General features: G+C 53.6%; 11 protein-coding genes. All 11 read left to right on the forward strand.

Going from position 1 to position 14,556, the window contains the following annotated elements:
• The 11 genes from ACN0IC_RS05295 (at window position 1) to dnaE (ending at window position 14,182) form a co-directional block, all read left to right on the forward strand.
• Entirely contained in the window at window positions 1-1,545 is a 1,545-nt protein-coding gene (locus tag ACN0IC_RS05295) for an NADH-quinone oxidoreductase subunit M (protein WP_416877723.1), read from the forward strand.
• Between the two features lie 2 nt (window positions 1,546-1,547).
• Window positions 1,548-2,984, forward strand: a complete 1,437-nt coding sequence (nuoN, locus tag ACN0IC_RS05300; RefSeq protein ID WP_416877724.1) for an NADH-quinone oxidoreductase subunit NuoN — start codon at window positions 1,548-1,550, stop codon at window positions 2,982-2,984.
• Window positions 2,985-2,996: 12 nt separating this feature from the next.
• On the forward strand, window positions 2,997-3,725 hold the full coding sequence (locus tag ACN0IC_RS05305) for a biotin--[acetyl-CoA-carboxylase] ligase (RefSeq protein ID WP_416877725.1): 729 nt from the start codon (window positions 2,997-2,999) through the stop codon (window positions 3,723-3,725).
• Window positions 3,726-3,734: 9 nt separating this feature from the next.
• Window positions 3,735-4,505, forward strand: coding sequence for a type III pantothenate kinase (locus ACN0IC_RS05310; RefSeq protein ID WP_416877726.1), 771 nt, complete (start codon window positions 3,735-3,737; stop codon window positions 4,503-4,505).
• Between the two features lie 50 nt (window positions 4,506-4,555).
• The gene (locus tag ACN0IC_RS05315; protein WP_416877727.1) at window positions 4,556-6,250 is read left to right on the forward strand and encodes a ribonuclease J; all 1,695 of its coding nucleotides are present in this window, start codon (window positions 4,556-4,558) and stop codon (window positions 6,248-6,250) included.
• The gene (gene mce, locus ACN0IC_RS05320; RefSeq protein WP_416877728.1) at window positions 6,247-6,651 is read left to right on the forward strand and encodes a methylmalonyl-CoA epimerase; all 405 of its coding nucleotides are present in this window, start codon (window positions 6,247-6,249) and stop codon (window positions 6,649-6,651) included. The genes ACN0IC_RS05315 and mce overlap by 4 nt, the downstream gene beginning before the upstream one ends.
• Window positions 6,652-6,662: 11 nt before the next feature.
• Entirely contained in the window at window positions 6,663-6,935 is a 273-nt protein-coding gene (locus ACN0IC_RS05325) for a DUF1467 family protein (RefSeq protein ID WP_416877729.1), read from the forward strand.
• 99 nt (window positions 6,936-7,034) lie between these two features.
• Complete coding sequence (gene proS, locus ACN0IC_RS05330; RefSeq protein ID WP_416877730.1) at window positions 7,035-8,360, forward strand: proline--tRNA ligase; 1,326 nt, start codon at window positions 7,035-7,037, stop codon at window positions 8,358-8,360.
• The gene (locus ACN0IC_RS05335) at window positions 8,357-9,655 is read left to right on the forward strand and encodes an ABC transporter permease (protein ID WP_416877731.1); all 1,299 of its coding nucleotides are present in this window, start codon (window positions 8,357-8,359) and stop codon (window positions 9,653-9,655) included. The genes proS and ACN0IC_RS05335 overlap by 4 nt, the downstream gene beginning before the upstream one ends.
• 11 nt (window positions 9,656-9,666) lie before the next feature.
• Window positions 9,667-10,371, forward strand: coding sequence for an ABC transporter ATP-binding protein (locus ACN0IC_RS05340; protein ID WP_416877732.1), 705 nt, complete (start codon window positions 9,667-9,669; stop codon window positions 10,369-10,371).
• 352 nt (window positions 10,372-10,723) lie between these two features.
• Window positions 10,724-14,182: a DNA polymerase III subunit alpha gene (gene dnaE / locus ACN0IC_RS05345; RefSeq protein WP_416877733.1), complete on the forward strand. Its 3,459-nt coding sequence runs from the start codon at window positions 10,724-10,726 to the stop codon at window positions 14,180-14,182.
• Window positions 14,183-14,556: the final 374 nt, after the last annotated feature.

A 14,556-nucleotide genomic window follows, 5' to 3' on the forward strand; every position in this document is an offset into this window, starting at 1 on the left:
ATGTTTGAAGGCTATCCTATACTTTCCGTCATCACTTTTACGCCGCTCGTTATTGGCGTCCTGCTGATGTTCATGTCCAAGATTTCCAAGCCGGACGCACAGGAACAACTGGCCAAAAACTCCGTCTGGGTGGCCCTGTTGGTCTCTGGCGTCGTGTTCTTGCTCTCAGTTATTCTGGTTCTGGACTTTGATACGACGAAGGCCGGCTTCCAATTTGTTGAAGACACGCCCTGGCTTGGCGGCGGTATTGAATACCGAATGGGCGTGGACGGGATTTCCATCCTGTTCATCCTGTTGACCGCTTTCCTGACGCCGCTCTGTATCTTTGCGAGCCAAACCTCAATCAAAGACCGCGTCCTGGAATATATGGTCGCTTTCCTCATTCTGGAGAGCCTGGTGATTGGCGTGTTCTGCGCGCTTGATCTGGTGCTCTTCTATCTGTTCTTCGAAGCCGTTCTCATTCCGATGTTTATTATAATCGGCGTTTGGGGCGGGAAGAACCGGGTTTATGCGTCCTATAAATTCTTCCTGTACACGCTTCTTGGCTCTGTGCTGATGCTCGCCGCGATTATCTATATTTATAACTTTAGCGGGCAGCAATTCGGCGCGCCGACAACGGATATGCGGGTCCTTATCAATGATCTGGATATTCCGGGCGGGGTGCAGACCTGGCTATGGCTCGCCTTTTTTGCTTCCTTCGCCGTCAAGATGCCAATGTGGCCGGTTCATACATGGTTGCCGGATGCCCACGTGGAGGCGCCGACAGCCGGCTCCGTCATACTGGCAGGTATTCTGTTGAAACTCGGCGGTTATGGTTTCCTGCGTTTCTCCTTGCCGCTTTTTCCTAATGCAAGCCTTCAGCTCGCGCCGATCATATATTGGATGAGCGTTATTGCGATTATCTATACGTCGCTTGTGGCTTATCGTCAGAAGGATATGAAAAAGCTGATCGCCTATTCCTCTGTCGCCCATATGGGATTTGTGACTCTGGGTATTTTTGCTTTCAACTTGCAGGGCATTCAGGGCGGTATCTTCCAGATGCTCTCACACGGGGTCATCTCCGGCGCGCTCTTCTTCCTGGTCGGTGTGGTCTATGACCGGATGCACACACGCGAAATCGCCTTTTATGGCGGTCTGGTCAGCAAGATGCCGGTTTACGCCGCCTTCTTCCTGCTCTTTACCATGGCGAATGTCGGTCTACCGGGCACATCCGGCTTTGTCGGGGAAATCCTGTCCATGATCGGGGCCTATCAGGTCAGTCCGTGGCTCGCCTTTGGCGCCGCTTTCGGTATGATCCTGTCAGCCGTTTACGCGCTGTATCTCTACCGCGAGATTATCTTTGGCGAGACCGTCAATGATAAGCTTGAGGATATTGCGGATATGACGAAACGCGAATGGATTATTCTGACGCCTCTCGCCGTCATGACAATTCTTTTGGGTGTCTATCCGTCCCTTATTACTGATATTACTGGCGCCTCAGTTGAAAATCTGATCGCCAATTTCAATGCAGCCACGGGCCAGGCGGCTCTGGCGGAGGTGCCGTAACAATGTTGCAAACACTCTCACTTTTTGCGCCCGAGCTTCTGCTTGCCGTTTCGGCTTCGCTTTTGCTGGGCTTTGGGTTTTGGGGCGGCAAAGATCGCGCGGGGTTTGCGCGTTACTACGCCATTGCGATTCTCGTTATCTTTGCTCTCAGCTCCTTCATTTTGGGACGCCCGGAAGGCATGGCCTTTGAAGGGCAGCTGATTGTTGACGGGTTCAGCCATTATGTGAAACTGATCTTGGGTCTGGCCGCCGCCGCGGCTTTGCTCTTTTCGAAGTCCTATTTTGAAACTGAAAAACTTGAGCGCTATGAATATTCCGTTCTGACGCTTTATTGCGTTCTCGGCATGTCCATCATGGCTTCGGCCAACACACTCCTATCACTTTACATCGGTATCGAGATGCAGTCTCTGGCGCTTTACGTGATGGCGGCTTTTAATCGCGACAGTCTGCGGGCTTCCGAAGCCGGTCTGAAATATTTCGTACTGGGGGCCTTGTCGTCTGGCCTTCTGCTCTACGGCGCCTCGCTGATATACGGCTTTACAGGATCCCTCGAATTTGCCGAAATCGCAGCCGCCGTGAGCGAGTCCGGGACAACGCCGGGTATTGTTGCGGGTATGGTCTTCCTGCTCTGCGGCCTGGCGTTCAAAATTTCCGCTGCGCCGTTCCACATGTGGACGCCCGATGTGTATGAAGGCTCCCCTACGCCTGTTACAGGCTTTTTCTCCGCCGCGCCGAAATTTGCCGCTATGGCTTTGATTGCCCGCGTTTTGGTCGGACCGTTTGAAGGCATCACGGAAAGCTGGCAGCAGGTGATAATCGTGCTTTCCGTGCTCTCCATGGTCGTCGGCGCGTTTGGCGCTTTGCAGCAAACCAATATCAAACGACTGATGGCCTATTCCTCGATTGCCAATATGGGCTATGCGCTCGTGCCATTGGCGGCGGGGACGATGGCCGGCGTGCAAGGTATGCTTATCTTTATGAGTATTTACGTCATTACAGTCATCGGTATCTTTGCGCTCATCCTCCAAATGCGTATTCGCAACGGCATGGTAGAGCAGATTTCAGATCTGGCAGGACTCTCGACCTCTAACAGGGGTATGGCCATCTTAATGACGCTGTTCATGTTCTCGCTCATGGGCATTCCGCCCTTGCTCGGCTTCTTTGGTAAGCTGTTTGCTTTCCTCCCCGCCGCAAATGCCGGATTAATGCCTTTGGTCGTAATCGCTTTGGTGGCCTCTGTTATTGGCGCGTTTTACTATCTCCGCGTCATCAAGACGATGTGGTTTGACGAAGAACGGCATGAATTTGTCGAAGCGCCGCAAAATCTGCGCTTTCTCAGCCTGGTCAGCGGTTTGTTGATTTTACCTCTCCTCTTGCTTCCCGGTATTTCGACGGGCGCACAGGGTCTGATCACGCGCGCGGCCGAAAGTCTTTTTTAGCGGATACCTCCTTTGAAGTTTCTCTATTTCGATGAGGTCGACTCCACACAGGATGTGGTGAAAGAGCTGACCCAGGCGAAAGTGACTGAGCCGGTTTGGGTAAGGGCGGGAAACCAGACCAAAGGGCGGGGCCGGCGGGGGCGAGAGTGGGTGCCCAAGAAGGGTAATCTTTATGCCAGCGGCCTCTACCCCTGGGCCGCAGACCCGGGGCTTAAACCTCTTTCCAGTTTTGTCGTAGCGCTCGCTCTGGCGCAAACACTTGAACATTATATCGACCCGGATTTAATCCGGTTGAAATGGCCCAATGACGTTCTGGTCGGCGGCGCGAAAATTGCCGGAATATTGCTCGAAGCCGGGGAGGGATGGTTAATCATAGGGGTAGGCCTGAACCTGCTCGGCCATCCCGAAGACGCGCCCTATCCCGTCACCCACCTTCTTGAGCATATTCCCGAGACACAACTAAACACGCCGGAGCCGATATTTGCAGGCCCTGAGCCCGTCCTGGCTCAACTCGCCCATTTCGTGACGGATGGGCTAAACGCCCTTCAATCCGGCGGATTTGCGTCTATTCGTCAGGAATGGCTCGCCCGCGCCGCCCGACTGGGGGAAACAATCACGGTCAATCTGGAGGGTGAACAGATAACGGGTCGCTTCGAAACGCTCGGCGAAAATGGAGCATTGCGATTACGGCTCGCCAATGGCACCTTGCAGGACATAGTTGCGGGCGATGTCCTGCTTTAGGAAATCAATATGCTGCTCGCCATAGATACCGGAAATACCAATACGCTTTTTGCCATCCACGACGGCAAGGACTGGATAATTGAATGGCGCATCGCGACGGATTCGACCCGGACGGCAGATGAATATGCGGTCTGGTTCCACCAGCTCCTGGAAATGCAGGGATTGAGCTTCAAGGATATTACAGACTGCGTGATTTCGACAGTTGTGCCACAATCCTTGTTCAATATGCGCAATCTATCGCGTCGCCATTTGAACATTGATCCGATCATTGTGGGTGAGGAAGGCGTCAATATTGGCATAGGCGTTCGGATTGATAACCCGGAACAGGTCGGTGCGGACAGGCTTGTGACGGCGCTTGGGGCGGTAACCCGATATGTCGGTCCGCTTATTATCGTCGATAGCGGCACGGCCACGACCTTTGATATTGTGTCGGCTGACCGTCATTTCGAAGGCGGCATTATCGCACCCGGTATCAACCTCTCCGTCAAAGCCCTTCACGAGGCGGCAGCGCAACTGCCGCGAATCGAAATTAAAAAACCCGCCAGGGTGGTTGGGAAAAATACGGTCGGCGCAATGCAATCCGGTATATTCTGGGGATATATCAGCTTGATTGATGGTCTGGTGAAACAGATCATTGACGAGGATGGCCGCGACTTTACCGTGATTGGAACAGGCGGCGTGGCGTCTCTCTTCGAAGGGGCCTCCGCGACAATTCAGCATTACGACTCGAAACTCACGATTGACGGCCTATATGAAATCTGGCGGCTGAACAGAAAATAGCCGCAAAATTAAAACAAACACTGACATCTAAGTCAGAACAAAGAAAATTTATGACAAGACATAAAAAACAGGACGATGAATTCGTCTTTTTGCCTTTGGGCGGAAGCGGCGAAATCGGGATGAACCTAAACGCCTTCGGCTTTGGCCCGGAGGAGGATCGTCAATGGGTTATCGTCGATATCGGCGTGACTTTTGGCGGGCCGGACACGCCCGGCGTGGAAATCATCATGCCGGATATCTCCTTCCTGGAGGAGCAGCGCAGCAATATCCTCGGTATTGTGCTGACCCATGCCCATGAAGACCATATGGGGGCCTTGGCCCGCCTTTGGCCGCGCCTTCGCTGCCCCGTCTACGCAACCCCTTTCACCATGTATCTGGTCAAAGACCGTCTCAGTGAATTCGGCCTGCTGGACAGTGTCGAGCTTCGGGACGTGCCCTTGAAAGGCTCCTTCAGCCTCGGCCCGTTTGATTTTGACATGATCACGCTGACGCATTCGATACCGGAACCGAATGCTCTGGTTATCAAGACCGCTCTCGGAACCGTACTCCATACGGGGGACTGGAAAATTGATCCGTCGCCGCAAATCGGCGAACCCGTGGACGAGCAGGCATTGCGTGAATTGGGCAAGGCGGGCGTCACGGCCATGATCTGCGACTCAACCAATGTCTTTACGCCCGGCGAAGCGGGGTCCGAAGAGTGGGTCCGCGAGGAACTAGAAAAGGTTATCCGCGAATATAAAGGCGCCGGCGTGGCTGTGGCCGCCTTTGCGTCCAATGTCGCCCGTCTGGAATCCGTCATGATGGCGGCCAAAGAAAATGACAGATCCGTCTGCCTCGTCGGACGCTCCATGAAACGCTTGGTCGGCGCGGCAAAATCTGTGGGTCTGTTAAAAGACATCGGCGCTTTGCTGAGCGAGGAAGAAGCGACCTCCATGCCGTCGGCCCATGTTTTATACCTCTGCACCGGCAGTCAGGGTGAGCCGCGCGCGGCTCTGTCCCGTATTGCCGCCGGGCAGCACCGTAATGTGAAATTCGGGGAAGGGGATGTGGTCATCTTCTCGTCCAAAATCATTCCGGGCAATGACAAGAATATCTTCGCCTTGCAGAATGCATTGGCGGATGACGGGGTGCACATTGTGACGGAAAAAGACCGCCCAATTCATGTCTCCGGTCATCCGTGTCGGGACGAGCTGACCCGCATGTATGACTGGGTACAGCCGGAAATCGCTATTCCCGTTCACGGCGAACGTCGTCACCTGCTGGAACATGCGCGGCTTGCCAAATCGCTCGGCATTAAAAAAGCCTACCCGCCGAGGAACGGAGAAATGATTCGTATTGCGCCAAACGGGCCTGAAGTGGTGGATATCACCCCGTCAGGCCGCCTCCATCAGGACGGAACGGCAATTGTTTCGTCATTGGATGAAGGCCTGCGTCTTCGCCGGAAAATGGCCTATGCCGGCCATGTGAGCGTCAGCCTCGTGGTTGATCAGAAAGGCCGCATCATCAGCGGTCCTGAACCCCGCATTAGTGGTTTCCCCGAGGGCAAAAACGGCGAGATTCTCGAAGTCCTGTTGGATATTGTCGAAGACGCCGCGATGGAAGGCTATGACGATCTCTCGCAAAGAGCGCTCAAGGACGAAGAGTTGATAGAAGAAAAGCTGACGTCTAAAATTAAGCGCCGCGTCAGAGAGCGGACTGATAAGCGCACAATAGTTGAAGTCATAGCCCATAAGGTGAAAACATGATTGGCCCCTTAAACCATGTCGGCGTTGCCGTTCCGGATATCGAAAAAGCTCTGACATTTTACCGGGACGTTCTCGGCGCAACAGACTGTACAGAGCCGAAAGTTCTGGAGCCTCAGGGCGTCAAATTTGCTTTCGTCAATTTACCGAGCGGCCAGGTCGAGTTGATCGAGCCTTACGGAGAAAAGTCACCTATTATCAAGTTCTTGGAGAAAAACCCTAAAGGCGGGCAGCATCATATCTGTTTTGAAGTTGAAGATATTCATGACGCCAAGGCCCTGATGGAAAAACGCGGTATGCGCGTTTTGGGCGAACCCCGCATCGGCGCACACGGCACGCCCGTGGTCTTCCTCCATCCCGGAGATGCCGGCGGCGTATTGATTGAATTGATGGAAAGTCATTAAGGCGAACTCCCATGAATTGGTTTTCCCTCTTTGTTATGTATCTCATCATCTGGTGGGTGGTGCTGTTTGGCATTTTGCCCATTGGGATAAAGGGACAGGCCGAATCAAATGATATCGTGAAGGGCTCAGAGCCCGGCGCGCCCGTTGACAGCCAGATTAAGAAGAAATTCATTATCACGACAATCGTGGCCACTATTATCTGGGCCATAACTTGCGTCGTAATCGCCTCCGGTTGGGTCAGTTGGGATATGTTTGGCGCTTTAGTAAAGCAGAATGAATATTGAGCGTTCTTTCTAGGACATAATTTTATACTCAACCGCGCCTTTGGCTTGTTGCTTGGGAAAAGTCGGGTTATGCCAAGACTTTATTAAATCGAGTTTTTTATGCGTCTTTCCAATTACTTCCTGCCGCTTTTGAAAGAAACCCCGGCCGAAGCCACGATTGCCTCGCACCAATATATGTTGCGGGCGGGGATGATTAAGCAAAACAGCGCCGGCATTTATAGCTGGCTGCCTCTCGGCTTGAAAGTTTTGCGGAATATAGAACGGATTGTTCGCGAGGAACAAAACAAAGCCGGCGCGGTCGAAATGCTCATGCCGACGATCCAAAGCGCGGATCTCTGGAAAGAGACAGGGCGCTATGACGCTTACGGTCCCGAAATGCTCCGCATTACAGACCGGGGCGACCGCGAAATGCTATACGGCCCGACCAATGAAGATATGATTACGGATATTTTCCGCAGTTATGTCCGTTCTTACAAGGACTTACCTAAACTTCTTTATCATATTCAATGGAAGTTCCGCGACGAAAGACGCCCGCGTTTCGGCGTGATGCGGGGCCGCGAATTCCTCATGAAAGACACATACAGCTTTGATATCGACAAGGATGCCGCTCGCCTGTCTTACAACAAGATGTTTGTGGCTTATCTGAATACTTTCTCACGATTGGGCCTCAAAGCGATCCCGGTCAAAGCGGATACGGGCCCGATTGGCGGGGATTTGTCCCATGAATTCGTTATTCTGGCGGAGACAGGAGAAAGCGAAGTCTTCTGCCACAAAGACCTGGTGGAAATGGACGCCCCGGGAGACGTCAACTTTTCCGACGATCTGTCAGACCATGTAGAGGCCAGAACGGCGCTCTATGCGGCCGCCGACGAAATGCATGACGCGGATGAATTTGCGAAGATACCGGAAGACAAGCAGCTCACAGCCCGCGGCATTGAGGTCGGCCACATCTTTTATTTTGGCGACAAATACTCCGGCCCGATGAAAGCGAAAGTCATGGGGCCAGACGGGAAAGAACATGTTGTCATGATGGGCTCTTACGGCGTCGGGGTTTCCCGCTTGGTCGGCGGTATTATCGAGGCCAGCCATGATCAAGACGGCATTATCTGGCCGAAATCCGTGGCCCCCTTTGGCGTTGGAATTATCAATCTGAAATCCGGCGACGCCGAAGCGGATGCCGCTTGCGAAGACATTTACAGACAACTTACTGAGGCGGGCTGCGATCCCCTCTATGACGATACATCGGATCGCGGAGGGGTGAAGTTTTCTCGAATGGACCTGATTGGCTTGCCGTATCAGGTCACTATCGGGCCGCGCGGATTGAAGAACGGCGTCGTCGAAATCAAATCCCGCCGCACCGGCGAGAAACAGGAACTGAGCCCGGCGGCCGCTATTGTCTTCCTGCAAACGGAACTCGGCTCTTGAGCCAAGAGCTTGCCATAAAGCAAAACAAACCTTTCGGCGCGATCGAGCGCCGCATTGCCATGCGCTATTTGCGGGCAAAGAAAACTCAGGGCGGGGTCGGTCTGATCGCCGCCATTTCCTTTACCTGCATCATGCTCGCTATCGCCGCGATGATTATCATCATGTCGATCATGAACGGCTTTCGCGATGATATGATACGCCTGACCGTGGGCAGTGAAGGCCATATGTATGTGGCAAGTTCGTCCCCGCAGCCCACGCCGGAGAGCATGCGGGAGATGGAAGAACGCCTCATGACCGTTCCAGGCGTCGAAGAAGCTTTCCAGTTCAATCAAAGTTACACAGGTGTCCAGGCCAATGGCCAGTTTGCCTTGGCGCAAATCATTGGTATCCGTCCGGATAATCTCAAAAATTATGACCTGATATCGCAATCCATCACGCAAGGCAGTCTGGAAAGTTTTGGCCAAGGTGAGGGATCAGAGGAGACTATCGCAATCGGAAGCCGATTGGCGGCGGGGCTAGGCCTTCGGGCCGGGGACAGGCTGATGATTTTTTCTCCTCGGACGCGCACCACCGTAACCGGGCCTCAGCCGATCCGAAAAGTTTATACAATCGGTGCGGTGTTCGAAGTCGGTCTGCTTCAGACGGACCAGACCTATATTTATATGGATTTTGAAGAGGCGACGCTCCTGTTCGACGGCGGCAAACTGTCAGGGGAAATTCAGCTCCGGCTATTTAACCCCGATATGATAGAGACACTCAAGAAACCCGTTGGCAATGCGGCTCAGGAACCTGTTTTCATCACGACCTGGAAAGACAGGAACGCCACAATCGCGACGGCCCTTCGCACCGAGCAAATCGCGATGCGGTTCATCTTCATGGTGGTGGTTGTAATCGCGGCCTTTCCGGTTCTGGCCTCCATGATCATGCTCGTGAAAAACAAATCCAAAGATATTGCGATATTAAGAACCATTGGCGCGTCTCGAGGCGGCGTCCTGCGTATCTTTTTCATGTCCGGGGCGATGATAGGTATTTTAGGAACGCTGGCCGGGCTGGTTTTCGGAATTCTATTTTGCCTCAATATTGGGGCCATTCAAGTCGCAATAGAATTCGTGACTGGGACAGAGCTTTTCCCGGAAGATGTCTATCAACTCTCCGGCGGCATACCGGCCAAGATTGTTTGGACGGAAGTCTTCGGCGTGGCGTTTTGGGGGTTTCTGATTTCTGCCGCCGCAACGCTGTTCCCGGCGCTGAACGCTTCCAAAGTCGACCCCGTCGACGCGCTGAGATATGAATAGGGGTGCGTGATATGAACCAAACCCGTCCCATTCTCTCTGTGCGTAACCTGCACCGTTCTTATCAATCTGGTCCGTCCGAACTAACGGTTTTGTCCGGCGCGGATATTGATATTTTTCCAGGCGAAATGGTAGGCCTCATCGGCCCGTCCGGATCCGGTAAGTCAACTCTGCTGCACGCCGCAGGCCTTCTGGAAAAGCCCAATGCCGGCGAAGTCTATATCAGCGGACGCGAATGCCTGAAACTCTCTGACGACAAACGCACGGCCATCCGCCGCGAAACCATTGGCGTGGTCTATCAATTCCATCATTTGCAGAAGGAATTTTCGGCCGAGGATAATGTGGTTATCCCGCAAATGATTGCCGGAAAGTCAGAGCGTGTTGCCAGAGCCGAGGCGAGGCGTCTTTTAACGCTCTTGGGCCTCGAGGCACGCATGCACCATAAGCCGTCACAGATGTCGGGCGGAGAGCAGCAGCGCGTCGCCATTGCCCGCGCTCTGGCCAATAAGCCTAAAATCCTGCTCGCCGACGAGCCGACGGGAAATCTTGACCCGGCGACGTCTTCTTCTGTTTTCCAGAGCCTGCTAGACCTGACCCGCATGGAAGGGGTCGCGGCGCTCGTGGCCACCCATAATATGGAACTCACCCAATATATGGATCGGGTGTTTACCGTACGCGACGGACTTGTCGTGCCATTGAAAGCGGCTACCCGACCTTAGCGTGCCCTGCCTGACCCCGCAGGGTCAGATTTCTCGATTCATCTTGAGCCTCAGGCGAGGGACCCTTCGCGGTTATAGGCATGGCTTGATGACTTATCCACAAAGCGTCAGGAATAAATCCCCAGAATCAGTTTGACTCCTTTGTAGAACGCTATAGAACAAAGATAGAACATCAACAGTTTTATTGGGGATAAAAATGGCAAAACAACTCGCAATGGATATCGTTTCCGGTGCCGTTCTGGCAGGCTTTGTCGGCGTCATGACAATGTGGATGATGGTCTTGGGGGGATAGGCTCCGCTTGATAAGTTTAAAACCGGAGCTGATTCCGGATTGAATGTGAAAGGAGAGCGCATGGCTGTGCGTCGTCTGGATTATGTGCCTCTCCGAACCCGTTCGCCTTACTCCATGCTGGAAGGGGCGCTTAAAATGGGGCCGCTCGGCGCCCGTTGTGCGGACTGGAATTTTCCGGCCGTGGGCCTGACGGATACGAACAATCTCTGCGGCGCCCTTGAATTTTCCGACACGATGGCCGGTTTTGGTCTTCAGCCGATTATCGGCGTGACCTTATCCATGGATATCGGCATTCCGCTTCAGCCGGGTCAAATTCGCAAGGATCCTGACGGCACGCTCGTTCTCTTTGCGCAAAATGAGCAAGGCTATGAAAACCTCATGGCGCTGTCTTCCTCGGCGTTTTTGGATGTGGAGCCTACAGATCTGGCCCATGTGAAGGCGGAGTTTCTTGAGGGGCGCACGGAAGGCGTGATTGCGCTGACCGGCGGGCCTGATGGAGTGCTCAACAAGCTCATCGTTCAGGATCGGATAGCCGAAGCGGAAAGCTGGCTTGACCGCCTGATCACCCTTTTTCCGGAGAGGCTATATGTCGAGCTTCAACGCCATAACACCCCGGACGAGGAGAAAGCCGAACCGATCCTGCTCGATTTTGCCTACGACAATGGCTTGCCCATCGTCGCCACAAACGAGCCCTATTATCTTGATCCGGAAATGCACAAGGCGCATGACGTTCTGCTTGCCATGTCCGAAGGGTCTTACGTCCTCGAGAAAAACCGCCGAAAACTGACGGGGCATCATTATTTGAAATCGCCGGAGCAAATGCTCGAGCTTTTTGCCGATTTGCCCGAGGCCATTGAAAACACGTTGACGATTGCCCAGCGCTGCGCAGTGAAGTCGGAAAAGCGTAAACCCATTTTGCCAAATTTCGGGGACGGAACTCTGTCGGAAGCCGACATCCTGGCGCAGCAGGCCAAAGACGGCCTTCGAAAGCGTCTCGATGTCATCGACATGGCCGAGTCCGAAGAGGCTTATTTCGAACGGCTCGATTTCGAGCTTGGCATTATCGAGAATATGGGCTTTCCGGGGTATTTTCTGATCGTTGCGGATTTTATCAAATGGGCAAAAGAGCAGGGCATTCCGGTCGGGCCGGGCCGGGGCTCCGGCGCGGGCTCTGTTGTGGCGTGGGCGCTGACCATTACGGATTTGGACCCGCTTCGCTACGGATTACTATTTGAACGGTTCCTCAATCCGGAACGTGTGTCCATGCCCGATTTCGATATCGATTTCTGCCAGGAACGCCGCGGCGAAGTCATTGACTATGTCCGCCGCAAATATGGCGACGGGCAGGTGGCGCAGATTATCACCTTCGGAACCCTTCAGGCGCGCGCGGTCGTACGCGATGTCGGGCGCGTCATGCAGATGCCGCTAGGGCAGGTGGACCGCCTCGCCAAGCTCGTGCCGTCCAACCCTGCCAATCCGGTGTCCCTTGCGCAGGCCATTAATATGGAGCCCGCGCTTCAGGACGCCCGCAAGGCGGAGCCTTCTGTCAGAGCGCTTCTCGATACCGCCTTACAACTCGAAGGGCTGTACAGAAACGCCTCGACCCATGCGGCGGGCGTGGTCATTGGCGACAGACCTTTGCAGCAGCTTGTCCCGCTCTACCGCGATCCGCGTTCGGATATTCCGGCGACGCAATTTACCATGAAGTGGGCGGAAAAAGCCGGTTTGGTAAAATTTGACTTTTTGGGTCTGAAAACCCTGACCGTCATTGATCGCTGCCTCAAATATCTCGCCAAACGCGACATTTCGGTGGACTGGTCGAAAATCAGCACCGACACACCCGAAGCCTATGCGCCTTTATCCGAAGGTCTTTCCGCCGGTGTGTTTCAACTTGAAAGTTCGGGCATGCGCGACGTGCTCCGGAAAATGGCGCCAGGCTCTATTGAAGAACTGACCGCTCTGATTTCCCTCTATCGTCCAGGGCCGATGAGAAATATTCCGGACTATATCGACAGGAAATTTGAACGTCAGGAAATCACCTATCCGCACCCCAAACTCGAGTCGATTTTGCAGGAGACTTACGGCATAATTATCTATCAGGAACAGGTGATGGAAATCGCTAAAACCCTGTCCGGCTTTTCTCTGGGGGATGCCGATTTGCTCCGGCGGGCCATGGGTAAAAAAGACCAGGCCGAAATGGACCGGCAAAAGTCAAAGTTCATTAACGGGGCGGTCGAGCGCGACGTGGACGGGCGTCTGGCGGGCGAGATATTCGAACTCGTGAATGAATTTGCTGGTTACGGATTTAACAAATCTCACGCCGCCGCCTATGCCATGATCTCTTTTCAGACCGCTTATCTGAAAGCGCTTTATCCGGCGGAATTTATCGCCGCGATTATGTCGCTTGATCTTGCCAATGTCGAAAAACTGGCGCAGTTTTATCAGGAAGGCAAGCGTATGGGCCTCGAGATAGAGCCGCCTTGCGTGAATAGGTCAGAGGCCGATTTCGATGTGAAAGACGGCAAGGTGCTTTACGCACTTGGCGCGCTCAAAAATGTGGGTCTCGACGCCATGCGCCATGTCGTCTCTGTTCGCAATGAGGGCGGGCCGTTCAAGGATCTTTATGATTTTGCCCACCGCGTTGATATGCGCCTGGTCAATAAACGCGCCATAGAAAATCTGGCTCGCGCGGGGGCGTTTGATTGCCTCGACCTTAACCGCGCGAGCGTTCTGGCGTCCTCTTCCATCCTGCAGGATATCGGCACTCTGGCGGCGCGGGAACGCTCCAGCGCACAGGTTAGCCTGTTCGGCGATGCTGTGCCTATGGAAGACCCGGATCTGGAATATGCGCCGCCTTGGGGCTCTATTGAAACGCTGAACCACGAACTTGGCGCTGTCGGATTTTATCTGGGCGGGCATCCTCTTGACGAGCATCTAGAAAAGGGCAGCTTGGATAAATGCACGAGCGCCGTCGATATAGGAGAACGCTTTACCAAAAGCGGCAAGGAGTGCAAACTCAACCTGGCCGGGGTCGTCCTTCGCAAACAGGAACGCCTGTCCAAACGCGGTAAAAAATTCGCCTTTGTCGCGCTGTCCGACCCGACCGGAGAATATGAGGTTTTGTTCACCGAGAGAATTTTACTGGAGAACCGCGACTATCTTAGCCCCGGCAATCTGGTTCAAGTCAAGGTCAAAGCCGAAGGCGGGGACGGCGATGTGCGCCTTTTTGCCGAAGCGATGACGGCGCTGGATGCCAAACCTCCGGCCGCCAAGATTGTCGGCATCGATATTCGACTTCGTAATGCAACCGCGGAAACACTGGATTCTCTGGAAAAGCTTCTCCACCAGCTTAAAAATGCGCCCTATCAGACGTCGGGCTATATCAAAATCACGGCTCCGCTAGATAAAACGCGCGAGGCAAGTTGGCAGCTTGCCGGGAATTGGGGCATAGATTTGAAGATACAAAAAGCGATAAAGGTCAATCAGGCGGTGGAAATTATCCGGGAAATAGCCGCTTGACCCCTTTGGACTAACGAGGCGCTTGGACGGAGGTGAGAGGTAGATAGCAGAAAGCCCGCGATCTAATGTGTTCCACGTAATTGTTTGCAATCGCTTGCCTACAATGTCGCGCTCACAGATTAAATCAGCGGGCTCTGTCACGAAAGTCTCTTCACCTTACCTGAAGTGTGTGTCGCGTCCGCTACCAGCTTAGGTACCTTCCGTTTCACCGCTTCAGTGCAGCTCCTCTTCGTGCATTTTCTAAATACCAGATTACGTAAAAATTTCAATTTTCGGTAAGAGGGTTATCCACCGAACGTGGCGATTCTATCCACATTTCGCCAATTTATCTGTGTTTAACATGGATTGGTGTCGTTTCGGGGTCAAAAATGCCA

The organism is Litorimonas sp. (assembly GCA_029936425.1).
Classification (GTDB): Bacteria; Pseudomonadota; Alphaproteobacteria; order Caulobacterales; family Maricaulaceae; genus Litorimonas.

Excerpts from the sequence above, each read along its gene's own strand:
- ACN0IC_RS05295 (WP_416877723.1), top strand. The coding sequence starts at position 1 with ATGTTTGAAGGCTATCCTATACTTTCCGTCATCACTTTTACGCCGCTC.
- proS (WP_416877730.1), top strand. The coding sequence starts at position 7,035 with ATGCGTCTTTCCAATTACTTCCTGCCGCTTTTGAAAGAAACCCCGGCC.
- ACN0IC_RS05310 (WP_416877726.1), top strand. The coding sequence starts at position 3,735 with ATGCTGCTCGCCATAGATACCGGAAATACCAATACGCTTTTTGCCATC.
- dnaE (WP_416877733.1), top strand. The coding sequence starts at position 10,724 with ATGGCTGTGCGTCGTCTGGATTATGTGCCTCTCCGAACCCGTTCGCCT.
- ACN0IC_RS05315 (WP_416877727.1), top strand. The coding sequence starts at position 4,556 with ATGACAAGACATAAAAAACAGGACGATGAATTCGTCTTTTTGCCTTTG.
- ACN0IC_RS05325 (WP_416877729.1), top strand. The coding sequence starts at position 6,663 with ATGAATTGGTTTTCCCTCTTTGTTATGTATCTCATCATCTGGTGGGTG.
- ACN0IC_RS05340 (WP_416877732.1), top strand. The coding sequence starts at position 9,667 with ATGAACCAAACCCGTCCCATTCTCTCTGTGCGTAACCTGCACCGTTCT.
- mce (WP_416877728.1), top strand. The coding sequence starts at position 6,247 with ATGATTGGCCCCTTAAACCATGTCGGCGTTGCCGTTCCGGATATCGAA.
- nuoN (WP_416877724.1), top strand. The coding sequence starts at position 1,548 with ATGTTGCAAACACTCTCACTTTTTGCGCCCGAGCTTCTGCTTGCCGTT.